Annotated in this window: 17 protein-coding genes; 7 read left to right on the top strand and 10 right to left on the bottom strand. The window is 56.3% G+C overall.

All coding sequences use genetic code 11. The features are described 5' to 3' along the window. Positions 1–239: 239 nt before the first annotated feature. The 5 genes from ZBT109_RS00530 to budA form a co-directional block, all read right to left on the bottom strand. Positions 240–1229, bottom strand: coding sequence for a MerR family transcriptional regulator (locus ZBT109_RS00530; RefSeq protein ID WP_051523642.1), 990 nt, complete (start codon positions 1227–1229; stop codon positions 240–242). A gap of 85 nt (positions 1230–1314) precedes the next feature. Further along, positions 1315–2037, bottom strand: coding sequence for an LrgB family protein (locus ZBT109_RS00525; RefSeq protein ID WP_027704438.1), 723 nt, complete (start codon positions 2035–2037; stop codon positions 1315–1317). Continuing rightward, positions 2034–2456, bottom strand: a complete 423-nt coding sequence (locus ZBT109_RS00520) for a CidA/LrgA family protein (RefSeq protein ID WP_084261721.1) — start codon at positions 2454–2456, stop codon at positions 2034–2036. Before ZBT109_RS00520 ends, ZBT109_RS00525 begins: the two co-directional genes overlap by 4 nt. A 241-nt stretch (positions 2457–2697) precedes the next feature. Further along, positions 2698–4371, bottom strand: a complete 1674-nt coding sequence (gene alsS / locus ZBT109_RS00515; protein WP_027704437.1) for an acetolactate synthase AlsS — start codon at positions 4369–4371, stop codon at positions 2698–2700. 95 nt (positions 4372–4466) lie between these two features. Then, a complete protein-coding gene (gene budA, locus ZBT109_RS00510) occupies positions 4467–5249 on the bottom strand; it encodes an acetolactate decarboxylase (RefSeq protein WP_027704436.1) in 783 nt (260 codons plus the stop codon). Between the two features lie 175 nt (positions 5250–5424). On the opposite strand from budA, the gene ZBT109_RS00505 reads away from it, so the two are divergent. The 4 genes from ZBT109_RS00505 to ZBT109_RS00490 all read left to right on the top strand — a co-directional run bounded on the left by ZBT109_RS00505 (position 5425) and on the right by ZBT109_RS00490 (position 12297). Beyond that, positions 5425–6360: a LysR family transcriptional regulator gene (locus ZBT109_RS00505; protein ID WP_051523641.1), complete on the top strand. Its 936-nt coding sequence runs from the start codon at positions 5425–5427 to the stop codon at positions 6358–6360. A 426-nt stretch (positions 6361–6786) separates the two neighbouring features. Further along, positions 6787–8490, top strand: a complete 1704-nt coding sequence (locus tag ZBT109_RS00500; RefSeq protein WP_027704435.1) for a methyl-accepting chemotaxis protein — start codon at positions 6787–6789, stop codon at positions 8488–8490. Positions 8491–8750: 260 nt separating this feature from the next. After that, positions 8751–10313, top strand: a complete 1563-nt coding sequence (locus tag ZBT109_RS00495) for a methyl-accepting chemotaxis protein (RefSeq protein WP_051523640.1) — start codon at positions 8751–8753, stop codon at positions 10311–10313. A 433-nt stretch (positions 10314–10746) separates the two neighbouring features. Next, positions 10747–12297, top strand: a complete 1551-nt coding sequence (locus tag ZBT109_RS00490; protein ID WP_051523639.1) for a methyl-accepting chemotaxis protein — start codon at positions 10747–10749, stop codon at positions 12295–12297. Between the two features lie 136 nt (positions 12298–12433). Here the strand turns inward: ZBT109_RS00490 and hydA are convergent, their stop codons facing one another. Beyond that, entirely contained in the window at positions 12434–13876 is a 1443-nt protein-coding gene (hydA, locus tag ZBT109_RS00485; protein WP_120185309.1) for a dihydropyrimidinase, read from the bottom strand. A 353-nt stretch (positions 13877–14229) separates the two neighbouring features. Between hydA and ZBT109_RS00480 the strand changes: the two genes are divergently transcribed. Continuing rightward, a complete protein-coding gene (locus ZBT109_RS00480; protein ID WP_084261705.1) occupies positions 14230–15999 on the top strand; it encodes a methyl-accepting chemotaxis protein in 1770 nt (589 codons plus the stop codon). A 200-nt stretch (positions 16000–16199) separates the two neighbouring features. On the opposite strand, the gene ZBT109_RS00475 is transcribed toward ZBT109_RS00480, so the two are convergent. The 3 genes from ZBT109_RS00475 to rfaD are packed head-to-tail and all read right to left on the bottom strand — an operon-like array spanning position 16200 to position 18980. Then, positions 16200–16964, bottom strand: a complete 765-nt coding sequence (locus ZBT109_RS00475; RefSeq protein ID WP_027704433.1) for a glycosyltransferase family 2 protein — start codon at positions 16962–16964, stop codon at positions 16200–16202. Beyond that, positions 16961–18034, bottom strand: coding sequence for a lipopolysaccharide heptosyltransferase II (gene waaF, locus ZBT109_RS00470; RefSeq protein ID WP_038277542.1), 1074 nt, complete (start codon positions 18032–18034; stop codon positions 16961–16963). The genes ZBT109_RS00475 and waaF overlap by 4 nt, the downstream gene beginning before the upstream one ends. Before the next feature lies 1 nt (position 18035). Beyond that, complete coding sequence (gene rfaD, locus ZBT109_RS00465; RefSeq protein WP_027704432.1) at positions 18036–18980, bottom strand: ADP-glyceromanno-heptose 6-epimerase; 945 nt, start codon at positions 18978–18980, stop codon at positions 18036–18038. 315 nt (positions 18981–19295) lie between these two features. On the opposite strand from rfaD, the gene glyQ reads away from it, so the two are divergent. Then, positions 19296–20276: a glycine--tRNA ligase subunit alpha gene (gene glyQ / locus ZBT109_RS00460; protein ID WP_027704431.1), complete on the top strand. Its 981-nt coding sequence runs from the start codon at positions 19296–19298 to the stop codon at positions 20274–20276. Positions 20277–20278: 2 nt separating this feature from the next. Then, entirely contained in the window at positions 20279–22354 is a 2076-nt protein-coding gene (gene glyS / locus ZBT109_RS00455) for a glycine--tRNA ligase subunit beta (protein ID WP_027704430.1), read from the top strand. A 154-nt stretch (positions 22355–22508) separates the two neighbouring features. On the opposite strand, the gene ZBT109_RS00450 is transcribed toward glyS, so the two are convergent. After that, positions 22509–23273, bottom strand: a complete 765-nt coding sequence (locus ZBT109_RS00450; RefSeq protein WP_051523637.1) for a GH12 family glycosyl hydrolase domain-containing protein — start codon at positions 23271–23273, stop codon at positions 22509–22511. Positions 23274–23485: the final 212 nt, after the last annotated feature.

Here is a 23485-nt window from a genome sequence, read left to right as displayed (position 1 = left end):
CGGCTCCGGAGAACTCCAGAGACAGAATGTCCTGTGCCGGGACGCCCGTAGCATGAAGTAGCGGGAATAAGGAGAAATGGCGCAGGACTGGCGCTACACGAAAGCCCGAATAGCATATGCCTTCTATAACACCAGTCAAGGTTCAAGATGTCGCGGGGGAGCCGCCAGATACGGCATATTCACTGCCGTTCAGCGCATTTATATCGGTATTTCCAAACGTTCGTTTTCAACGATTCCGGCTATAGCAGGAAGCTCATCTGTCCATCATCTTCGACATGAATGCGGCTCGCATCATCTTCATTATTATCAATGGAATGTGATTCAGCCGAAGACTGCACATCGCCCTGCTTCTCATCAAGAGATGAAAACAGATCAAAATCCCCACTTTCTGTCGTAGACAGCGGTGCCGCCTTAGCAGGCTTATCCGCTACCTTCAGCGGTGAAGAAACGGCCACTTTTCTACTATGCGGCTCAATCGGACGCTGTTCGGGATGTACTTCCGAAGTAGAGGCAGGAAGATCATGAGCGGAGCCAGCAGCCGATGCCTCCCGGCGATCCACCGAGGTATCAGGCGCTGGTGACACAGAAGCCGCCGACACCAGCTTGCGATCCGCTGAGGACTCGGACACCGCGTTCACGCGAGTAGCTGACACGTCACTGCGCGCCGGTGACGGCTCTGTCACTACATGAGCAGTCGACACTGTCCTGCGCACCGAGGGCTCAGATGATGATGCCACGCGAGCCGTCGATAAAGCCACAACCTCTGGTGCTTGGGAGGCCTCTTCCGAGTCAACTTCGGTCGTCACTGATACCAGCTCGGCATCATCAGAGTGCCCGGCAAAGGAAGGCGATGCGCCGGTCATCTGCTGCTGGCAACGTGCCTTGATATCGTTGAGCGTAGAGGTCAGCGTCGAGATAGCTCGTTTCTGCTCGCTCAGGAACTGCTGGTAGTGAGCCACACGCTCCAACTGCTCGTTCAGCTCGGCATCGGGAGTAGCAGGGTCATCCGCCTGAAAAAGGGCTAATAGCTCACGGCAGTCAGCCAAGGTCAGCCCTAGCTGCTTGCCGGTCAGCGCGATGCGCAGTAGATGCCGTTCTTGAGGGGTATAGATGCGCTCGTGACCACGACGCGAAGGCGAGATCAGGCCTTGCTCTTCATAGAAGCGAATGGTGCGAGTTGTCACCGCCAGATCGGCGGCCAACTCAGAAATGCGGAAAGTGACAGCCATGCGGGCCCCTGACGTTGACGTTAGCGTGCCCAAACATTCTACGCATGCAACGTCATCATCGCCAGCCGCACGGCTGCCAAAGCGTTTAAGCCAGGAGGGGCACGATGAGTGGAGCGATAGCCGCCGTTGCTAAGCCGGCAACGCCCATAGCCAGGCCAGAGAAAGCACCGGCCAGTGCACTAATGGTGGCAAAGCTGTGCGCCGTACCGAACCCGTGCGCCGTCATTCCCAGCGTAAAGCCTTTGACCGTATGGTCGTGGATACCCAACACCTTGAAGACCAGCGGAGCGGTCAGGCAGCCAACGACACCTGTCACCAACACCATCGCAGCGGTCAGAGAAGGCAGGCCGTGAAGCTTGTCGGCGATCTGCATGGCAATCGGCGTCGTGACAGATTTGGGCGCCAATGAGATGCTCACTTCGCTTGGCGAACCGGTAACGCGCGCAATCACCATCGTAAAGACGATAGCCATGACCACCCCGAAGACGCAGCTGCTCAGCAACGGCACCAGCATCGCTCGGATACGATCGAGGTTGTCAAACAGCGGCACGGCCAGTACGACGGTTGCAGGCCCCAGCAACAGGTGGATGAACTGGGCACCTTCGAAATAGCTCTGATAGGGCGTTCCCGTCACCTTGAGCAACACGATGATGGCTGCGATGGTCAGTATGGCAGGATGAACAAAACGCATGAAGCGTACGCGGCGAGACAGCTCAAAGCTCAGTGCGAACACAATGATGGTAAAGAGGATGGAGAACTTCGGAGCACTTTCAGAAAACACCCAGATCTTGGTCATCAGGTCATTCATGAGCGATCTTCCTTATCCTGCTCTACGGCTTCAGCACCTGCCAGAGTCGGATCTATGTCATGATCTTCCAGCAGCCCTTGGCGCTTAAGCATGAAGCGCATGAACAGCGCGATCGAGGCCTGAAGTGCTATAGCAGAAACAATGAGCGTGACGGTAATGGATAACAGATTGCTGCGGATCAGCGGCCAGCGTTCCATAACGCCAACCCCGGCAGGGATGAAGAGCAGTGCAAGGTAGCGCATGAGTCCATTGCTGGTGATCCTGAGTCCTTCCGGCACTCGCCCATATACCATCAGACCGATCAGCAGGATAACCATGCCGATAACCGAGCCAGGGATAGGCAGGTGAAAGAGAGATTCCAGGGTCTCGCCAAGGAGTTGGCATAACAGCAATATACTCATGCCAGCAAGTAAGGGCATGGTGATCGCCTCGATAATGATGAGGGTTATTGGAACGGCTGTCAGGCTGCATGAGCTGAAGCGATGCAGCGGAAGGTGCAGGATGACAGTCGGTTGGTTGCAACGTTGAGTGTCAGTGCCTCTCGGATGAAACATGACCATTCCGAAGAATGGTCATTAGATAGTGGCACCATCCGTAAGGAGATGCCACAGGGTGCCGAACACATCGGCACCCTTGAGGATCGCACGCTAGCGCTAGACCTTAGATCAGGCCTTCTACGCCGACGGCTTCCATCAGTTTGCTGTTGTGGCTGTAATCGACCGGAATGGCCACCAGAGAGGTGCCTTCGTAGTCCATTGCCGCTTTCAGCGTAGTTTCCAGCTCTTCTGCTGAGTTGACAGCAAAGCCTTTCGCACCACAAGCGTCTGCGTAAGCCTTGAAGTCGATCGGGCCAAACTTGGTGCCCGCAACACGCTGGTATTTTTTGTATTCCTGGAACGCTACCATGTTGTAGTTCTGGTCAACCCAGAGTACATGAGTCAGGTTGCAGTTCAGGCGTACAGCGGTTTCAAGTTCCATGCTGCACTGCATGAAGCTACCGTCACCGGAGACAGACAGTACTTTCTGACCTGGGTTTGCCAGACATGCAGCGATACCCCAAGGCAGAGAAACACCCATGGTCTGCTGACCATTGGTGATCATCAGCTGACGCGCACGGAAGCAGTTGAAGTAGCGTACCAGCCAGATGTGGAAGCTACCCATGTCGACGCAGACGTTGACATCGGAGCCGGCCAGTTTTTCCAGCGCTTTGACGATGCGGAACGGATGAACCGGAGCGCCGCCCAGCGTCGGGGCTTTTTCAGCGATGAACTTGCGGTTGTTCTGAACGCGATCCAGAATCTGGCTCAGTTCAGTCGACAGGTCGATCGGCTGCAGCTCAGATTTCAGGCGTTTGACGGTCGCGTTGATGTCACCGATCAGTTCGACGGTCGGACGGTAGTTGCGTTCCATGTCCGGAATGACAACGTCGATGTGGATGATCGGACGCAGAACTTTGTTCCACAGGGGCGGATCGTATTCGACTGGGTTGTAGCCGATAGTGATAACGGCATCCGCTTTCTGGATCAGTTCATCAGCCGGCTGGTTGCTGAACAGACCAATGCGGCCTGCGAACAGGTGCTGCTGGTCAGCGTTTAGTGCGCCTGCTGCCTGGAAGGTGCTGACAACAGGAATGTTGCAGTCTTTGACCAGTGCACGGATCGCGTCGACGTTTTCCGGACGGCTTGCCATCATGCCCAGCAGGATAACCGGACGTTTAGCGTTGCGGATTTCCGCAGCCGCTTCTTTGATGGCATCTTCGTCAGCGGCACCCTGTTTCGGTGTGCGCGTGCTGGTCAGGACGTCACCGGTAGCCGGCATGTTGACGATGTCCATCGGCAGGCTGACGAACGTAGCGCCCGGACGGCCAGTTTCCGCAACACGGAAGGCGTTGGACATAACTTCGGAGATGGTATCCGGAGCCGTTACTTCAACGCTGGATTTGGTGATCGGACGGAACAGGTTAGTCGTGTCCATCGTCTGGTGAACCTGCTTCAGCAGATCATCACGCTTGACGGCACCGCCGATAGCAACCATCGGGTCACCTTCGGAAGTCGCGGTAGCGGCAGCGGTTACGACGTTGGAGATACCCGGACCAGAAGTGGCAAGTGCAACACCTGCTTTACCCGTCATGCGGCCGATAGCGCCTGCCATGAAACCAGCGCTGGCTTCATGACGAACGACGACGGTTTCGATGGAAGAATCTTCCAGAGAGTTGAATACGCGGTCTACCTTGGCGCCCGGGATACCGAAGACATGGGTAGTACCATGTGCTTCGAGGTTGCGGACAACCAGATCGGCACCGCATGTCCACTGCTGCTGTTTATGTTCGCTCATCGTTTCCTCGCATATGCGAATCGTGGTGATGCGCCAGCAGGGGAACCGTCGCATCACTCGGGGAGAGGTCTAACTGATCAAGGACCCGCGAAGGATCAACCTTCGGCTTCCTTGATGGCTTTATCCAGGTCTTCCGGCGTCAGGTGAGCCTTTTTGAAGGCTTGCGTACGCGGAAGGTCGACGAACATCTTCGAGATGATACCCATCTGAAGGCGTCCGCGTTTCAGTCGATATTCGACGACATGGCCACCGCCATCACGGTCATCCGTGATGAAGTGGATGTGATAACCCGCAACGTTCATCCCCTGTACATACTCGGGACTGCGGAAACCGACCATAATGCCGGTACGGTCATCGAATTCGAACATCGGCTGCTGTGCTATCGCCTGAAGCATCGGTTTGTACGGTGGTTCCTGACGTGGCACGGTACGTGTACGCACGTATTCGAAATCACCGTCGATGCGGACGGCACAGAACAGGTTGTCAGAACCAACCAGCTCGTTAACCAACGCTTCAACGTCTTTGTTGGTCATCGGCTCGTCAAGATCGCGCTCGATAGTCGGCTTGAAGAACGTCATGCAGGCAAACGGCGTCTTCTGCTCTGGGCGAGCAACATGAGCACTGCCATCTTCTTTCAGGTGATGCACGTTGCTATCGAAAGCAATCAGCTCACCATCGAGCTGGTTAAAGGTACCCAGACCGAAATCGCCGTGTTCTAGCAATTCCTTGATGGTGACGTCGCCTTCGTAGACACCGTCGATCAGGCCGCTCATGAGAGAAGTCTGATAGAGCACCATGTCTTCATTGTGTTCGGCATGTCGAGCAAAGCTGCGTGCAACATCTTCTGCGCAAGAGCAGGTAGACGAATGCTGAGCCATGTGGGTGACTCCCGTGGGTAGGGTTGGAAGACAAGACTCCACCGACTACCGTCGCCGGCATGGTGTTGCGGGAGGTATCGGCAGAGAGGGTGATCTGGATGAGTGGTGGAAATCCTGCCATGTCATACAGCCGATATCAAATATATCGAAGTGGTGCGTTTGAGACATTTAAGATATGGAACTGAGACATCTGCGCTACTTTGTCGCAGTCGCTGAAGAGCGACACTTTACCCGGGCTGCCGAGCGTTTAGGCATTGCTCAGCCGCCTTTGAGCCAGCAGATCAAGAAATTGGAGCAGGAATTGGGGACTCCGCTGTTCCGCCGATTGACGCGAGGCGTCGAACTAACAGAGGCAGGAGTGCTGTTTCTGGAGGACGCTCGCGGCATCATGTCGCAGGTCGAGCGCGCCCGTGCACGCGCCATGAGTGTGGCGCGCGGTGAAAGTGGTCGCATCAGTATCGGTTTTGCAAGCTCGGCTGTCTTTCATCCATTGGTCGCAACGCTGATCCGCTACTACCGCGATCAATACCCGCGCGTCACCATTTCACCCATCGAAGGCAGCACCCCATCACTGGTCGAGGGGATGGACAGCGGTAACATCGATGCTGCCGTCGTGCGCCTGCCCTTCAACGAATGCGGTGACAACTACTGCATGGACGTTCTGGCCGAAGAAGAGATGCTGATTGTGCTACCGGCCCATCACCCACTGGCAGGCAAAGATGAGATCGCGCTGGAAGCCCTCGAGCGAGAGACGTTGATCATGTTTCCACGCAGTCTAGGGCCGGGCCTGTACGACAGTATTATTGCCGCCTGCCGCAAGGCCGGATTCAGCCCGTCACTGGGCCAGGAATCCCCGCAGGTCCCTTCAACGGTCAATATGGTGGCGGCAGGCTTCGGTGTGTCGGTTGTACCGGCATCCATCCGCAGCGTTCACGCTGAAGGGGTCACCTACCATCGGATCAAGGGCGGTCAACTCAAGGTGCAGATCGCGCTGGCCCATCGCGCCAACGAGCGCTCACAGGCCGTTCACAATCTAGTGAAAATGATCCGCAGCGATAAATGGCAGACCTATAGCCATGATTATCGCAAGGGCCTGCCAACGTCACAGTGACGGCCCTAACCTCGGTCCTGCAGAAGCAGGGTAGGGCCACTCCACTTCCATCATTACCCTTTCAGAAAGAAACATATTCTCCTTTCCTTTCTCATCATTTTCGGTTGTTCGACCACGCCCGAGTGGTCAGATTAAATCCGTATATCCGCACGTATTACTTTTAATTTAATAGCGCATATAACACCGCTCTCTTTGAAAGTAATCACCCACATTACTTTTATTGCATTCGTTATATTCCGAAAGGAATGGTCGGATATGAAAACCATTCCATAAAGATCACCTCGGACAAGTCGATAACGTTAGCCCGACTCTCCTGCAATATCACGACAAGAAAGCGCTCTCAGAAACAGTTTCGGCGTCATGCTGCCGCTTCAGCTTGCCGAAAAATAACTGAGAGCACCTACTGACATCCAAGGAAATCGCCACATGAACTTCAGCCACTTGAAAGTATCGACCCGGCTGATCGCGACATTCGCCATACTGCTGTCGCTGATGCTGGGACTCTCTCTGTTCATATACGTCTCCATTTCTTCCGTCCAGGTGCGCTCTCAGGGCGTCACCGATAACAACATTCTGACGCTGCAGTCCATCGCCGACATGAGTTCTAGCTCGCTGACACTGCGCACGGATGAGATGAAATATGCCTACGTCGTCGACCTGAAGGATGCTGCACAGGTTCGCGATACTGAAGAGCATATGAAGTTCAACATTGCCAAGTTCGAGGGCGCACTGCGCAGCTACACCGAGCGTGCTGAAGACCCTCAAGAAAAGCGCTTTGCTGACCAGCTGAGCCAGCAGTGGGCGGACATGATCAACTTCCACAACCGCCTGATGCCGCTGGTTCAGCAACAACAGGAGAAAAAGGTTGATGACCTGCTGGCGACCGATGGCATTGCAACGCGCACCGCGCTCGAAAACCAGATGGTGAAGGTGTACGCCAACGAAGTGAAACAGTCTGCCGATGCGTCACAAGAAGTGCGCCAGAGCTTCTCGACCATGCAGACCTTCCTCATCATCGGCTGCGCTATCGCAGTACTGTTTGCGATCGCAACGGCCTGGCTGCTGATGCGCTATCTGCTCAATGCCTTCCGTGAAACCGTTGTCGTGGCACAACGCATTGCTGCAGGCAACTTGGTGGAACCGGTCGCCGGTCGTGACACCCGCAACGAAGTGGGTGACCTGCTGAAAGCCATGGATGACATGCGGACCTCTCTGGCCAACACGGTATCCTCCGTACGCGAAAATGCGGACAGCGTAGCCTCTGCCAGTGAGCAGATCGCACGCGGCAACACCGATCTGTCTTCTCGTACCGAAGAGCAGGCCTCCGCACTGGAAGAAACCGCCTCTGCGATGGAAGAGCTGAGCGCGACCATCAAGCAGAACACCGACAATGCGATGAACGCCGATCGCTTGGCACAAGATGCTTCTCAGGTTGCGAACGACGGTGGGGATATCGTCAAGCGCGTCGTCACACGCATGCAGGACATCAATGAAGGCGCCAACCGCGTCGTGGAAGTAATTTCGCTGCTGGACAGCATTGCCTTCCAGACCAACCTGCTGGCCCTCAACGCGTCCGTCGAAGCAGCACGTGCGGGTGAACAAGGCCGTGGCTTTGCGGTCGTCGCTTCCGAAGTGCGCAATCTGGCCCAGCGCAGTGCCGAAGCCTCTCGCGAGATTGGCGCTCTGATCACCGAAAGCGTCAACAGTATCCGTTCGGGTACGGAGCTGGCCAACGAAGCCGGTACCACCATTGATGAAGTGGTGAAATCTGTCGGGCGCCTGAAAGACATCATGAGCGAGATCAGTGCTGCCAGCTACGAGCAGAACCAAGGGGTTTCTCAGGTCAGCACGGCCGTCACCCAGATGGACCAGACCACTCAGCAGAACGCCGCGCTGGTAGAAGAAAGTGCTGCCGCAGCAGCAAGCCTGTATGAACAGGCTCGCGAACTGCAGAACACCGTGAAGGTCTTCAAGATCAATACCTCTCACGATTTCAGCACCGTCAACCGCCAGCCCGTCACTCGTAAGACGCCTTCAGAGGCATCGACTGCGCCCAAGAGTCATTCGACGGCCAAAGCAAAGCCGGTCAAAGCGTCTCATGACAGCAACGATGACTGGGAAACCTTCTAACAAGGCTTTTAGCCATCGTCTGCGGTGAATAAGTGCGGCACAAGAACCGCATTGTTCCTCGTAACATCTCGCAGACATTGCCTTACCACATCATAAAAAGTGGCTCGGATAGGCCGGTTGTGCTGGTGCAACCGGCCACCTTATGTGTGCGGGATTCACATCATCCTACAAGCACTCAAATTGACACTATTCCGTGACCATGTGCTTCCCTCCGCCAACCTTAGGCAGTGCATGGCAGGGAATATTGGGGGTTACACGACATGTTCAAAAAAGTCCGCATCATCACCATCCTCGCGGCGTGCTCACTGATCTTTCTACTGATGTCGCTCTTTTCCAATGGCATCAGTGCGCTGTTCATGAGCTCGTCCAACACCTCTATCCGCTATCTCTATAACGAGAACGCCGTCATTCTGGGCATCGCGGACACCACCAACTTCATGCGCACCGCACGTACGTCTCTGCTTGCAGCGCTGCCGCACGTCAATGACAGCGACACCACGCAGTTCGACAAGGCAATGGCTGACAGCTGGCGCTACTACGACCGTGCTCGCAAGGCCATGGAACACTATCAGGGGCTGCCTCATGACAGAAATGAACAGCTGCAGGCAGATGCATTGGCCGAGCGTTTCAACGACTATGCGCTGAAAGGGTTCGAGCAACAGTTCGACGCGCTGAAACGCAAAGACACGGCGGCGTTCCTTAAGATCGCCAGCGGCGATGCCGTCACCTATGACGCCCGCTACAACCCGGCGCTGGATGCAGTACTGGAAATTCACGACAAGGCTGCCCAGCAGATCACCGAGGATGCCAACGGCAACACCCAGACAGCGTATGTTGTGATCGTTGTCTGTACGCTGCTATCCATTCTGATCATCGCGCTGGTGGCGGTCATGCTGACACGCATCCTGATCCGTCCGCTGCGCATGGCCGGTGAAGTGGCGCACGCCATCGGTAAAGGGCACCTGTCCAACACGATCAATCATGATCGCCAAGATGAAATCGGTGCCGTACTGCAGGCCATGCGGGAGATGCAGGTCAATCTGTCCTCTACCGTTGCCGCCGTTCGCAGCAATGCTGACCACGTTGCATCGGCCAGTACCCAGATCGCTCAGGGCAACCAGGACCTGTCCACGCGAACAGAAGAACAGGCCTCTGCACTGGAAGAGACCGCGTCAGCTATGGAAGAGCTGGGGGCGACCGTCAAGCAGAACGCGGGTAACGCTCAGCATGCCGACAGCTTGGCGCAGGAAGCAGCCAAGGTCGCCAAAGAAGGTGGTGGCGTCGTTGAACGCGTCGTTCATCGCATGAACGATCTCAACGATGGAGCACAGAAAATCGTCGACATCATTTCGCTGATCGACAGCATCGCGTTTCAGACTAACCTGCTGGCACTCAACGCTTCCATTGAGGCCGCTCGCGCGGGCGAACAGGGGCGTGGCTTTGCCGTAGTGGCTTCGGAAGTGCGCAATTTGGCTCAACGCAGTGCTGACGCCTCGCGCCAGATCGGTGATCTGATCAACGAGAACGTCACGGGCATTCGTGAAGGCACCTCACTGGCAGGGGATGCAGGCAGTGCCATGCGCAATGTCATGAACGTCATCAAGCGCTTAACCGACATCATGAGCGAGATCAGTTCAGCATCTCATGAGCAGAGTGAAGGGGTATCTCAGGTCGGCACAGCCGTCATTCAGATGGATCAGATGACCCAGCAGAACGCCGCGCTGGTAGAAGAAAGCGCTTCAGCCGCCGCCAGCCTACAACAACAGGCAGCGGAGCTGGTTGCACAGATGCAGGTATTCGTCATCGACGAATCGGCAGCATAGTCTACGTCCTGCGTGCGCTGACAACGACACGATAGCAACAACGCGTGATGATCCCTGCGTCCCTACGGGCGCAGGGATTTTTTTGCATAAGGCCGTCAAGCATAGCGCCATTCTATCCAATACATTGGGAGTTTAGGGACATTATAAAAGCGGGGTTATCATCGCTTTTTAATTATTGAGCACAGCTCATCTATAGCAGGCTATTTCTTTAATTAATAAATATACCTCATGTATAAATACCCATATAACCGAAAGTTCTCAATGACATTTAAAAAATAATTATTTTTTTTGTGTAGAAATGTAAAGGAATCGTTAACAAGCGTCGATAAATCATCATGACCAGAAGGGTCATCATCCCCCAAATCCCCTGCAATAAAGAGCGCAGGTTTACCCCCACTGCGCTCTGCTCCTGTCTATTAGGGAACGACGCCCCATGAATGCCAGCAATATGAAAATATCCACTCGCTTGATATCGACGTTTGCAATTCTGCTTGCGCTGATGATTGGACTTGCCGGTCTAACGTTCGTTCGCATGAGTAGCGTTGAAAGCCAGACCACCAATATTGCAGAAAGACGCCTGCCCAGCACTCAGCTGCTCGGCGATCTGCGTAGCTATGCCCTGAGCCTTCGCCTCAACGAACTCAAGTACACCTATTCCATGCCTCTCGCTGAGAAGCAGGCACTGGAAAAGAGCATGCAGACCACTATCGACAAGTTCAATGTGGCGATCGATCAGTACAAAGACATGCTGGATGATGACAGCAAGTATCTGGGCGAGCGTCTCGATAAGTCTTGGGACAACATCAGCGCCTTCCATGCTCAGATCATCACCATGACGCATGAAGGCAAAAGTGAAGAAGTGGATCGTTTGCTGCTGGGCAAAGGTAGCGAACTGCGCCAGACCATTGAAGATGTGCTGACCGAGCTTACCCAACGCGAACTGACATGGTCCAAAGAAGCCACGATTGCTACACGCAAGGACTTCTCGCTGTCCTTCCACCTGCTGTGGGCGGGCTGCCTGCTGGCGGTCATCTTTGCCGCTATCGCAAGCTGGTTCCTGATCCGCTATCTGCTGGATGCCTTCCGTCAAGCCATCGCAGCAGCACGTCGTATTGCCTCTGGCGATCTGGTCAACCAGGTAGAAGGGCGTGAACTTACCAACGAAGTGGGTCAGCTGCTGAATGCGATGGATGAAATGCGTTCGTCACTGTCCTTCACGGTTGCGGCCGTCCGTCAGAACGCTGATGGTGTAGCCGCGGGCAGCGAGCAGATCTCGCGCGGCAACGCCGACCTGTCTTCTCGCACGGAACAGCAGGCAGCGGCACTGGAAGAAACGGCCTCTGCGATGGATGAGCTGAGCGCGACCATCAAGCAGAACACCGACAACGCCATGAATGCCGATCGCTTGGCACAGGATGCTTCCAAGGTTGCCAATGACGGCGGTGATATCGTCAAACGCGTTGTAACGCGCATGCACGATATCAACGAAGGCGCAAACCGCGTCGTCGAAGTGATCTCGCTGCTGGACAGCATTGCCTTCCAGACCAACCTGCTGGCACTCAACGCGTCCGTCGAAGCGGCACGTGCCGGTGAACAGGGTCGTGGCTTTGCCGTCGTCGCTTCCGAAGTGCGCAATCTGGCCCAGCGCAGTGCTGAAGCCTCTCGCGAGATCGGCGGTCTGATCACCGAAAGTGTCAACAGCATCCGTTCGGGTACGGAACTGGCCAACGAAGCCGGTACGACCATTGAAGAAGTCGTCAGTACGGTAAACAACCTGAAAGACATCATGGGCGAGATCAGCTCTGCCAGTTACGAACAGAACCAAGGGGTAACGCAGGTTGGTACGGCGGTCACCCAGATGGACCAGACAACACAGCAGAACGCCGCGCTGGTAGAAGAAAGTGCAGCGGCAGCAGCAAGCCTGTACGAGCAGGCACGCAAACTGCAGGAAACCGTACAGGTCTTCCGTGTGCAGGACGCGTAATGTCTCGATGACAGAGGGATAAAGCGGATCCCAACGTCAGGAGTGTCGACTCGGTCATCTCATAGAGATACCAACGTCATGTGGCCTTCCCCCTTGCTGTTTCGGCAGCAAGGGGGCTTCTGCATGAGAGAGGGTATCAAAGCTGAGTATGGCGACGGTGGAAGGCTCGGGCGACCGCACACTGGGGGGCAAAGGGCGCTCTCGGCAACCAAGCCCCCATTCCACGCGTTACCCGCAACTGACCGCCTTGCCAGACAACATGGCCACCGCAGACCGTAACCGATGCCATGCCCTTAGTGGTCAGCCCTTCATAAAGACTGTTATCGCTACGCGAATGATGGGTCACTGCCGACCACGAATGATGCGCTTCAGGATCCCACAGAACGATATCCGCGTCCGCTCCCTGGCAGATCACACCCTTGTGAGGGTAGAGGTGGAACAGCCTGGCGGTTCGCGTCGAGGTCAATGCCACAAACTGGCTCGGCGTCAGACGGCCGCTGTTAATGCCAGCGTGCCAACACAGCGCCATGCGCTCTTCGAGCGCGCCACAGCCCACGGGCACGTGATCGAAGGCATCAAGATGGCGCGTCTTGTCTTCTCGATGGAAAGGCTGGTGATGAGACCCCAGCGTATGCAGCCACCCTTGACCGGATGCCTTCCACAGAGCGCGCTGGTCATCAAGATCACGGAAAGGAGGTGCCGTAATGTGCAGGGCAGCCTTGATCTGATCCGTGTTCTCATACACTTTTGACGACAGCATCAGGTTAGCCACAGGGGCTTCGCCGTACACACGCAGCCCGCGCTCATGCGCACGCCCGATCGCCTCGATAGAGGCCTGACAAGAAACGTTAGCCAGATACAGAGGTACGCCTGCCAGCTCTGCAACGGTGATAGCTCGCTGCGTGGCTTCCCCTTCGATGGCGGCAGGATGCGCCAATGGGTAGCACGACGGTGACCGCAACCCCTTGCTAAACAGCGTACGTTGCAGCTGCCGCGCCAAAACACCGTTTTCGGCGTGCACAATGGGCATGACGCCCAGCTCTAACAGACAGGCGAAACTCTGCATTAGCACGGCATCGTCACACATCAACAGCTCATCGTACCCCATGTAATGACTAAAGCTGTTGATGCCTTCCTTTGTCAGCGCGGCGACATCGCGCTGCATCTGTTTATCCCAATGTGTGATGGTGGCATGGAAGCCATAGCTGCACACGGCACGCTCAGCTTGCCGGCGGTGGTCGTGATAGGCCTCCATCAGTGATTGACCCGGCAAGGGATGAATCGTATCCAGTACCGTGGTCGTGCCACCGGCGAGCGCTGCCGCCGTGCCATCGAAAAAATCGTCTGCCGCCGCAGGCTCCCGTAGAGACGTGGCTAAATAGGTATGGGGATCAATGCCGCCCGGCATGACGTATTGACCCGTAGCATCCAGCAATTGAGTACCAGGTGGTGCCTGATCGTCGAGATCTTCACCGACAGCAACAATCTTGCCGTTCACGCACAGCACATCAGCGCGCCATGAGCGATCAGCATTGACGATCATGCCACCCTTGATCAACAGGGGGGTTGGCATCGACATCTTCTTCTTTTCCTGTCATGGCGAATGGCCGCAACGAGCACCGGTCTCATGCCCACCGCCACCATTCGAATCGAATCTTCGAGAATGCCCACAGTTTTTCACATCCGGGCAAACTTTTCATTTGTAAAAGAGAAGTCGCATTTTACAGGAGGGTAAGGCTATGGCATTACACCACTTTTCCTTATTTTCCGCAGGGATAGGTGGGCGATTACTATTCGGAAAACACGCCAGCAGCCACGCCTGCAACTAAAGCAACCCTTTGCTTCTGCCGATAGCTGCGGGCAGGGACCCAATATCAATAACCTGCCTATGGCCGTGGGAATGACGAGCTTTTATCTGGCTCATGCGGACTCATGACCGCCGTTGAGGAAACCGCTCTTATGAAACTGGCGAACCTTCGATTATCGATGCGTTTAGGTGCAACATTTGCTGTCCTACTCGGCATATTACTAATTCTTATGGTAACCGTGTTGAACGGCATGAGCTCCGTTCGATCGGGAATGAACGAGATACTCGATGTTCGCGTACCAGGTACACGCTTCGTCAACCGGCTGAACAATGCCGTGCAAAGTATGCGCATTGGTGAGATCGAAGCGCTTCAGTACTGGAATGACGCTCGCATGCGCGACCCTCTTCTCAAAAGCTTCTCAGAAAACCCGGCCAACGTTACTGAGGCACTGAGCCGCTATCGCGCCCTGCCGCTAAGCGACATACAGCGCCAGCGCTTGCAGACGCTTGAAGATAGCTGGAACCGCATCCTGGTGAATCACCAGGCCATCATCACTATGCTGGATCATCAGCAGTACAAAGAAGCATCGGCCAAGGCTATCGGTGAGCAGCGCGACCAGTTCCGCCAGATGAACAAGATCTTCGATGATCTGTATGCGGCCGAAAAAGCCCGCTCTACTGAGGTGTCGGTCAATGTGCGCGGCACGCTGTCCAACGCAACCACAGTAATGATCCTTGGCAGCATCATCGCACTGCTATTTGCTGTCGCAGCGGGCTTCCTTTTGAGCCGCTACTTCCGTCTGATCTTCGATCAGCTCATTGCCGCATCCCAACGCATCGCACGTGGCGACCTCAGCCACAAGATCGAAGGTACCGATCTGACCAACGAAGTGGGCGACCTGCTGCGCGCTATGGATGATATGCAGAAAGGGCTATCCGTCACCGTCGCGGCCGTACGCCGCAACGCGGATCACGTGGCGTCGGCCAGTGCCCAGATTGCGCAGGGCAACCAAGATCTTTCTTCTCGTACCGAACAGCAGGCATCCGCGCTGGAAGAAACCGCGTCTGCCATGGAAGAACTGGGCTCTACCGTCAAGCAGAACGCCAGCAATGCTCAGAACGCCGATAACCTCGCACAGGAAGCCGCTAAGGTGGCTCACGATGGCGGTCAGGTCGTTGAACGCGTGGTTCATCGCATGAACGACCTCAACGACGGCGCTCAGAAAATCGTCGATATCATTTCACTGATCGACAGTATTGCCTTCCAGACCAACTTGCTGGCCCTCAACGCGTCCATCGAAGCGGCTCGCGCGGGCGAACAGGGTCGCGGATTTGCCGTGGTCGCCTCAGAAGTGCGCAACCTGGCACAGCGTAGCGCCGATGCATCTCGCCAGATCAGCGGATTGATCAACGAGAGCGTTACGGGCATTCGTGAAGGCACGTCACTGGTCGGTGACGCCGGTAAAGCCATGCACAACGTGACCGATGTCATCACACGTTTGACTGACATCATGAGTGAAATCAGTTCTGCGTCTCACGAGCAGAGCGAAGGGGTATCTCAGGTTGGCACTGCGGTCGTTCAGATGGACCAGATGACACAACAGAACGCCGCACTGGTAGAAGAAAGCGCCTCCGCTGCCGCTAACCTGCACCAGCAAGCCGCCGATATGGTCGAGCTGGTACGCGTTTTTGAAGTAGGTGACGTCGAAGATGATCGTCATGGGAAACCGACCATGGCAACGCGCAAGATCAGTACGACAACGTCTAGCCCCAAGGCACATGCCAAGACCGAGCCCAGCGTTAAACACAGCGCACCTTCCGCTGAGCACAAGACACCGGCCAAAGATGAGCCTGTGTTGACCAGCTCATCGGACGATGACTGGGAAACGTTCTAAAGGCTAGCGCCCAGCGCATGCTCTACAGACAAAAGGCCGCCCCTTTAAAGGGCGGCCTTTTCGATGGTGGAAAGCATCACTCAAAATCAGTTGCGATGCGGACAAAAACACCAGACTAGGCACGCACACTTGCGTGTCGTCTGTTGAGGAAGCGAAGCGCTCGCCTAGCAGACCGTAAGGCATGCTCCCCGACCTGCGCCTCAACGATCTGGCGACTTCGGAGCCTTGGTACGAATCCACAGATCAGCGTATTTGGCGAACGTCGAGTGCGCGGACAGCACGGCCAGTAGGAACCCGGCCTTACCATCCAAGAAGCCCGCTTTCAGCACGTACATGCGCAGAAAGCAGCCCAGTGCGTGTCCGACACCGCCCAGCAGGCTACCTGTCTTGCCGCGTGCTGCACGCTGTTCAGCCCACGCCTGTGCGTAGTGCGCCGACTTCTCTAGGTAGTGGCGAAGATCACGATAGCTATAGTGGAGCAGGTCTCCGTCCAGATCATGCACGGGCAACCGGTGCACGTTCTCCAGCTTTTCATGCACCAGTGCCGCATCGTAGCCGGCCTGTTCGCGAGGATAGAGGCGCGCGACACGATCGGGATACCAACCACTGTGCCGAATCCATGCCCCAAAGCACCACGTCAGACGCGGCAGTCGGTAGATCGCCGCTTCACCATGCAGTGCATCTTCGATGTTGGCACGTAGCGCTGGCGTTACGCGCTCGTCAGCATCGACCATCAACAGCCAGTCACCCGTCGCGTGCCGCTCGGCCCGCTGGCGCTGGACACCAAACCCTTGCCAATCGTTATAGACGAACACCTTGTCGGTATAGCGACGAGCGATTTCGCAGGTAGCGTCGGTGCTGCCGCTGTCGACCACGACGATTTCATCGGCCCATGTGAGCGTGCTCAGACAGCGCTCAAGGTGCTCGGCTTCGTTCTTGACGATCAGCGCTACGGTTAAGGTCATGGGGTCTCCCGCGCGAGAATAGTGGACTGCTCGATCCGATAGGTGTCGATGGCCTTTACGACCCGCGTGACTGACAGCTGATGAAGGCAGTCGGTATGCCCCAAGGGACACACACGCTTGAAGCAGGGTGAACAGTCCAGCGCCAGCCAGTGGATATCAGCATTGTGCGTCAGCGGCGGCGTGTAGCGCGGTGAAGAAGACCCATAGATCCCCTGCACATGAACGCCAACAGCAGCCGCCACGTGCATGAGCCCAGAATCATTGCTGACGACCTGCTCGCACATGCCGAGCAAATCCACGGCATCAGCAAGTGCCGTCTTACCGCACAAATTCAGCGTATGAGGCAGCTCACCGGCGACCTGCTGTCCCGCGTTGACATCCTTAGGACCACCCAGCACCAGCACGCCATAACCCCGCTCCACCAGTGCCTGCGCCGTGGCATGAAAGTGCGCCAGCGGCCATTGCTTGGCCGGGCCGTATTCCGCACCGGGCATCAGTGCAACCAAGGGGCGATCCAGTAGATCGACTGCCGCAAAATCCAACGCCTCACGCAGGCGAGCTTGGTTGTCGGCATCGACGCGCAGCGCAGGAAAAGGCATCTCACGGGGCGGATAGGCCTCGCCCTTTGGCAGGCCCAGCGATACAAAACGCTTCACCGTCTGATCAAGTACCGCTTTATCGAGGTCGCGACGCTGGTTGAGAATTCCGTAGCGCTGCTCGCCCGTAAAGCCAACCCGCACAGGCACCCCCGCAAACCACGGCACCAGCGCTGACTTCAGCGAGCGCGGCAGCACGATGGCCTGATCGTACTCGCCCTTCAGGCTGCGCCCGAAACGCCAGCGTTCCCTCAGCGCCAGATCACCGTGGCCGACGCGCAGAGTCAGCGCCCGGCGTGCTTCGGGCATCCGTTCAATGATCGGTGCCGACCATGCGGGTCCCAGCACGTCGATGACGCACTGGGGATCTTGGGCCTTCAATATCTTCAGCAGGCTCTGCGCCATCACCATATCGCCGACCCACGAAGGCCCGACGATGAGAATGCGCTTGCCCATACGTTCGCTACCGCTCATGTCAGTCACGTGAAGTCAGCCATTCGAGATACGCCGTGACACCCTGCTCGACTGTCTTGAACTCATGGTCGAAGCCCATACCACGCAGCTTGCTCATGTCGGCACAGGTGTAGCTCTGGTAGCGTCCTTTCAGATGCTCAGGGAAGTCGATGAATTCGATATCGCCCTTGCCGAAGAACGTGATGACCGTATCGGCGATGGCGCGGAACGGCTCTGCACGGCCCGTACCCAGGTTGAAGATGCCGGACACTTCCGGATGATCGAGACACCACAGGTTGGCCGCAACCACGTCACCGACGTAAATGAAATCGCGGCTCTGCATGCCTGCTTCGTAGCCATCGTACGGCCCAAACAGCTTCGGTGATTCGCCGCGTAGTACCTGCTGGTAGTGATGGAACGCCACACTGGCCATGCTGCCCTTGTGCTGCTCACGCGGACCATAGACGTTGAAATAGCGGAAACCCACTACCGGTGCCGTCAGCGTATCCATATGGCGGCGCAGATACTGATCGAACAGCAGTTTGGAGTAGCCATAAACGTTCAGCGGACCTTCAAACTCAGGCGTTTCACGGAATGTCGCCGTGTTACCGTAGGTCGCTGCGGAGGATGCATAGTAGAAAGGAATACGATGCTTCTGGCAGTAATGGAACAGTTCTTTGGTATACGCGTAGTTGTTGTCCATCATGTACTTGCCGTCCCACTCGGTCGTGGCTGAGCACGCCCCTTCGTGGAAGATGGCGTCGAGTGTCGGCAGTTCATCACGCGCTACGCGGGCGCGGAAGTCGTCGAGATCGAGATAGTCGGCGATATTGCAGTCAACCAAATTGACGAATTTAGTACCATCCTTGAGATCGTCGACCACGATGATATCGGTAATGCCACGCTCGTTGAGGGCCTTGACGATATTGGAGCCGATGAAGCCAGCACCACCAGTAACTACGATCATGAGACATTCTCCGTGATGGGCCTGAACAAATACCCACACCTGAAAGCTAAATGAAATGCGATAGTGAAGGTTATCGGCCACTCACTCTCGCGACATTGAAAACGATGGCACCCAGCAGATATCTGCTTAGCATAACCTGTTCTTTCGTGAAGGTTTGACTCATGAGGCGCGCGTTTCCTACCTCATTCTGCGGGTGTGGGGCGTCATTGGGCGACAATCGGCCCTATAACCCCATTGGGGACAATTGTATACTTGTGGGTCTGTTAAATCATGACAACCTCCTTTTTCCAAGTTTCACAAGCCGGACATACGCACATGACACAGCCGACGCCAGACGTGACAACCTTTCAGGGCCTGATCCTTGCCCTGCAGCGGTATTGGGCCGAGCAGGGCTGCGTAATCATGCAGCCGCTGGACATGGAGGTCGGCGCTGGTACGTTTCACCCGGCGACCTTCCTTCGTGCGATCGGGCCGGAACGGTGGAGCGCGGCTTACGTTCAGCCCTCGCGCCGTCCTACCGATGGTCGCTACGGTGAAAACCCCAACCGTCTGCAGCACTATTATCAGTTCCAGGTCGTAATGAAGCCGTCTCCCGAGAACATTCAGGACCTGTATCTGGGCTCGCTGAAACACCTCGGCCTCGACCCGGCCATCCACGACATCCGTTTTGTCGAAGACAACTGGGAATCACCGACGCTGGGCGCATGGGGTCTGGGCTGGGAAGTGTGGCTGAACGGCATGGAAGTGACCCAGTTCACCTATTTCCAGCAAGTCGGCGGGATCGAATGCTTCCCTGTCACCGGTGAGTTGACGTACGGTCTCGAACGTCTGGCCATGTACCTGCAAGGCGTCGACAGCGTCTACGACCTCGTCTGGTCAATCGCGCCGGACGGCACACGCGTCACCTATGGCGACGTCTATCTGCAGAACGAGAAAGAGCAGTCGGCTTACAACTTTGAACACGCCGACGTCGATGTCCTCTTCAACGACTTCGATAACGCAGAGAAAGCCTGCAACGCACTGCTCGAAGCGCGTCTGCCGCTGCCCGCCTATGAAAAGGTCTTGAAGGCATCGCATACCTTCAACCTGCTCGACGCTCGTCACGCCGTTTCCGTTACCGAACGCCAGCGCTACATCCTGCGTGTACGTACCATGGCCCGCGACGTCGCTCAGCTCTATTACGAATCCCGTGAGGCCGCTGGCTTCCCGCTGGCCGATCCAGAGCTGCGCGCGCAGCTGCTGTCCTCCGCCGAAGAATCCGCCGCAGGCGCGGCATCAGAAGAACAGAAGGCTTGAACATGTCATCCGAATCCACATTTCTGGTCGAGCTCGGCTGCGAAGAACTGCCGCCGTTCGCACTCGAACCTCTGTCCCGCGCCTTTGCCGACAGCCTGAAAGCCAACTTGGCCGCCGCTGACATCGCTCATGGCGACGTGCACGCATTTGCAACGCCGCGCCGCTTGGCCGTCAAGATCGAAAAGCTCGCTTCCCAGCAGCCTGATCGAGATGTAGAGCGTCTTGGACCGGCCGTTGCCGCTGCTTTCCGTGATGGAAAACCAACCAAGGCCGCTGAAGGTTTTGCCTCCTCTCTGGGCGTCACTGTCGATGATCTGATGACCATCGAAACGGACAAAGGCCCGCGTATCGGCTATCGCAGCCAACGCAAAGGGGAAGCGACCACGACCCTGCTGCCGCAAATGATCGAACAAGCCATTGCAGGCCTGCCAGTACCGAAATACATGCGCTGGGGGGCTTCCCGCACGGCCTTCTCTCGTCCGGTGCACTGGCTGGTTGCGCTGTACGGAACGGAAGTCGTTCCGGCTACCGCGTTGGAACTGACCTCGGGCCGCACGACATTGGGTCATCGCATTCACTGCGAAGCACCGATCGAACTGGCCAACGCTGACGAGTACGAAACCGTGCTCGAACAGAAAGGCTATGTCATCGCCGATGCTGCTCGTCGCAGCGCGATCATCCGTCAGCAGGTCGAAACCGAAGCCCAGCAAACGGGCGGACACGCTGTCATTGACGACGACCTGCTGCAAGAGGTCACCGGTCTGGTCGAATGGCCTGTCGCGCTGACCGGTAGCTTCGACGAGCGCTTCCTTGAAGTGCCGCAGGAATGCTTGATCTCCTCGATGAAGGCCAACCAGAAGTATTTCCACCTGCTGGATGCCAACGGCCAGCTGCTGCCGAAGTTCATCACTATCGCCAACCTCGAAAGCCGTGATCCGGCACAGGTCGTTGCCGGTAACGAGCGCGTCATTCGTCCGCGTCTGGCCGATGCGGCGTTCTTCTTCGAGACCGACCGCCGTTCTACGTTAGACAGCCGCCGCGCCGGCCTTGAAGACGTAGTGTTCCAGCGCCGTCTGGGAACGCTGGCGGATAAAAGCCGTCGCATCGAAGTCGTCGCCGCCGAAATCGCCAACCGCATCGGTGGCGAACCGACACATGCACGCCGTGCCGCTCAGCTCGCCAAATGTGACCTGAACACCGAAATGGTGCTCGAATTCCCTGAACTGCAGGGGATTATGGGGACCTATTACGCGCGTGAAGACGGTGAGCCGGCCGACGTCGCGGAAGCCATTCAGCAGCAGTACCTGCCGCGCTTCGCGCAGGACAGCATCCCGTCCTCGAAAACGGGTGTGGCATTGGCACTGGCTGACCGTCTGGACACCCTGACGGGTATCTTCGGCATCGGCCAGCGTCCGACCGGGGCCAAAGACCCGTTTGCCTTGCGTCGCGCTACCATCGGTGTACTCAACATCATCATCAAGGGTGAATACGACCTCGACCTGCGCGAGCTGCTGCAGATCGCCGTCGACCAACACACCTCTCTTGACGGTGACAACAACGCCGTACTGGTCAACGACGTGCTCGACTATATGCTCGAACGTCTGCGTGGCTGGGCTGCGGATGAAGGCATTTCAGCTGAAGTCTATCAATCCGTACGTGCGCGCAACGTCACCCGCCCACTCGACTTCGCTCGCCGCCTGCAGGCCGTCAAGGCTTTCAACGAACGCGAAGAAGCCCGTGCACTGGCCGCGGCGAATAAGCGTGTCGGCAACATTCTGGCCAAACTGGAAGGCGGCGTACCGACGACCAATGTCGACCCGACACTGTTCGAGCACAAGGCCGAACAGGCGCTGCTGGACGCCCTAACCGTGCTGGAAGCAGAAACAGCACCGATGTTTGCGGAAGCACGCTACAACGAAGCGCTGGATCGTTTGGCAACGCTGCGCGAGCCGGTCGATGCCTTCTTCGAAGACGTCATGGTCATGGCGGAAGATGAGAAGATCCGTAACAACCGCTTGGCGCTGCTGGCGCGCCTTCATGCGCTGTTCTTGGCCGTAGCGGATATCTCGCTGCTGTAACGAGCGCGATTGTTACGTCGTCATATGACAGGAAACGCCGCCCCATCCATGGGCGGCGTTTTTTTTGAGGGTAACAGACTGGGAGTGAACGGCCCGTCTGTTCGACACAGAGGTAGATCCTGATAGAGCGAATCGTCGTGCACAACACTACATGCTATCGGACATTCACATCACGTTTGAGCAGGCGGAATGCGCCAGAACCATTGTAGATTTCGGTACCGAACTCGACGCTGCTTAGGTACTTGTCCTTGCTCAGGTACTGTTTGTTGACCAAATAGTCAGTGAAGTTCGTCATGTTCAGCGACGCCGAAGTGGTCGGCACCTTGCGTACGAACGAATAGACGTTCCACGAAGAGACATGACCGACATACAGATCCCACTGCGTGCCTGCCAGCGTAACGGTTTCCTTGTAGCTACCCGCCGGCGTAACGCCACCGCTGCGATTCAACCAGACCATTACTTCATCCGTCGGCGCATTGGCCCACGTTGCCGCATTGGTCGTGTGGAACCACAGGTCATAGGCCGCATTGTAGGCACCCGTCGCGTTCTTGAACGCATAGCTTACGTTGGTATCGACGCGTTTGTGTGCGGACAGTTTGACGGGGAGACCGCTGTTGGGTGTATAGCCAGCCGTCCAGTGCCAGCCGGTAACTGCAGAAGGATATCCTTTGACGGACGTTGTGGAACTGGGCCATTTCCAGCGCCAGCCGTTGTCGCTATCACTGTTGTAGTAGATTTCCTGCGTGCCATTCGGCACTTCACCGCGTCCCCACTGGTTATTGTAGAGATAGGACTTGCCACCGTTGAGCGTGATTTTGGCATCGGATGCCGTCTGAACCTGACCTGCAGAAGCGTAATGAATGGAAGCACACATAAGGGCCATTCCCAGCGCCGCCATACCTGTTTTCATGCCTTTCATTTTATCTATTCCCAAGACAAGTAAATGAACACATCAAACCCCCTTTGCAGAAGGCGCAGGCAGGTTATTTCTTTTAGGTAACACGTCGCTAGTGATTCCAGTTGTGAGCCGAAGGCACAGGAAGGCGCCACTTATTGTCGTTTCCTTGCTTTTTACATGCTGATCCCGTCAAGCACGACGATGTTCTAGCCGATAACAGCAGTTGACTTGGA

Source organism: Zymobacter palmae, from assembly GCF_003610015.1.
Lineage (GTDB): Bacteria > Pseudomonadota > Gammaproteobacteria > Pseudomonadales > Halomonadaceae > Zymobacter > Zymobacter palmae.
The sequence above is the reverse complement of the archived record's forward strand: the minus strand, read 5'-3'. Positions and strand labels throughout refer to the sequence as shown.

Bases quoted from the DNA above. Each gene is read 5' to 3' on its own strand.
- ZBT109_RS00450 (WP_051523637.1), bottom strand. From the start codon at position 23,273: ATGAAAGGCATGAAAACAGGTATGGCGGCGCTGGGAATGGCCCTTATG.
- budA (WP_027704436.1), bottom strand. From the start codon at position 5,249: ATGGCTCAGCATTCGTCTACCTGCTCTTGCGCAGAAGATGTTGCACGC.
- ZBT109_RS00495 (WP_051523640.1), top strand. From the start codon at position 8,751: ATGTTCAAAAAAGTCCGCATCATCACCATCCTCGCGGCGTGCTCACTG.
- rfaD (WP_027704432.1), bottom strand. From the start codon at position 18,980: ATGATCGTAGTTACTGGTGGTGCTGGCTTCATCGGCTCCAATATCGTC.
- glyQ (WP_027704431.1), top strand. From the start codon at position 19,296: ATGACACAGCCGACGCCAGACGTGACAACCTTTCAGGGCCTGATCCTT.
- ZBT109_RS00500 (WP_027704435.1), top strand. From the start codon at position 6,787: ATGAACTTCAGCCACTTGAAAGTATCGACCCGGCTGATCGCGACATTC.
- ZBT109_RS00480 (WP_084261705.1), top strand. From the start codon at position 14,230: ATGACCGCCGTTGAGGAAACCGCTCTTATGAAACTGGCGAACCTTCGA.
- glyS (WP_027704430.1), top strand. From the start codon at position 20,279: ATGTCATCCGAATCCACATTTCTGGTCGAGCTCGGCTGCGAAGAACTG.
- ZBT109_RS00490 (WP_051523639.1), top strand. From the start codon at position 10,747: ATGAATGCCAGCAATATGAAAATATCCACTCGCTTGATATCGACGTTT.
- hydA (WP_120185309.1), bottom strand. From the start codon at position 13,876: ATGTCGATGCCAACCCCCCTGTTGATCAAGGGTGGCATGATCGTCAAT.
- waaF (WP_038277542.1), bottom strand. From the start codon at position 18,034: ATGAGCGGTAGCGAACGTATGGGCAAGCGCATTCTCATCGTCGGGCCT.
- ZBT109_RS00530 (WP_051523642.1), bottom strand. From the start codon at position 1,229: ATGGCTGTCACTTTCCGCATTTCTGAGTTGGCCGCCGATCTGGCGGTG.
- ZBT109_RS00525 (WP_027704438.1), bottom strand. From the start codon at position 2,037: ATGAATGACCTGATGACCAAGATCTGGGTGTTTTCTGAAAGTGCTCCG.
- ZBT109_RS00520 (WP_084261721.1), bottom strand. From the start codon at position 2,456: ATGCCCTTACTTGCTGGCATGAGTATATTGCTGTTATGCCAACTCCTT.
- ZBT109_RS00475 (WP_027704433.1), bottom strand. From the start codon at position 16,964: ATGACCTTAACCGTAGCGCTGATCGTCAAGAACGAAGCCGAGCACCTT.
- ZBT109_RS00505 (WP_051523641.1), top strand. From the start codon at position 5,425: ATGGAACTGAGACATCTGCGCTACTTTGTCGCAGTCGCTGAAGAGCGA.
- alsS (WP_027704437.1), bottom strand. From the start codon at position 4,371: ATGAGCGAACATAAACAGCAGCAGTGGACATGCGGTGCCGATCTGGTT.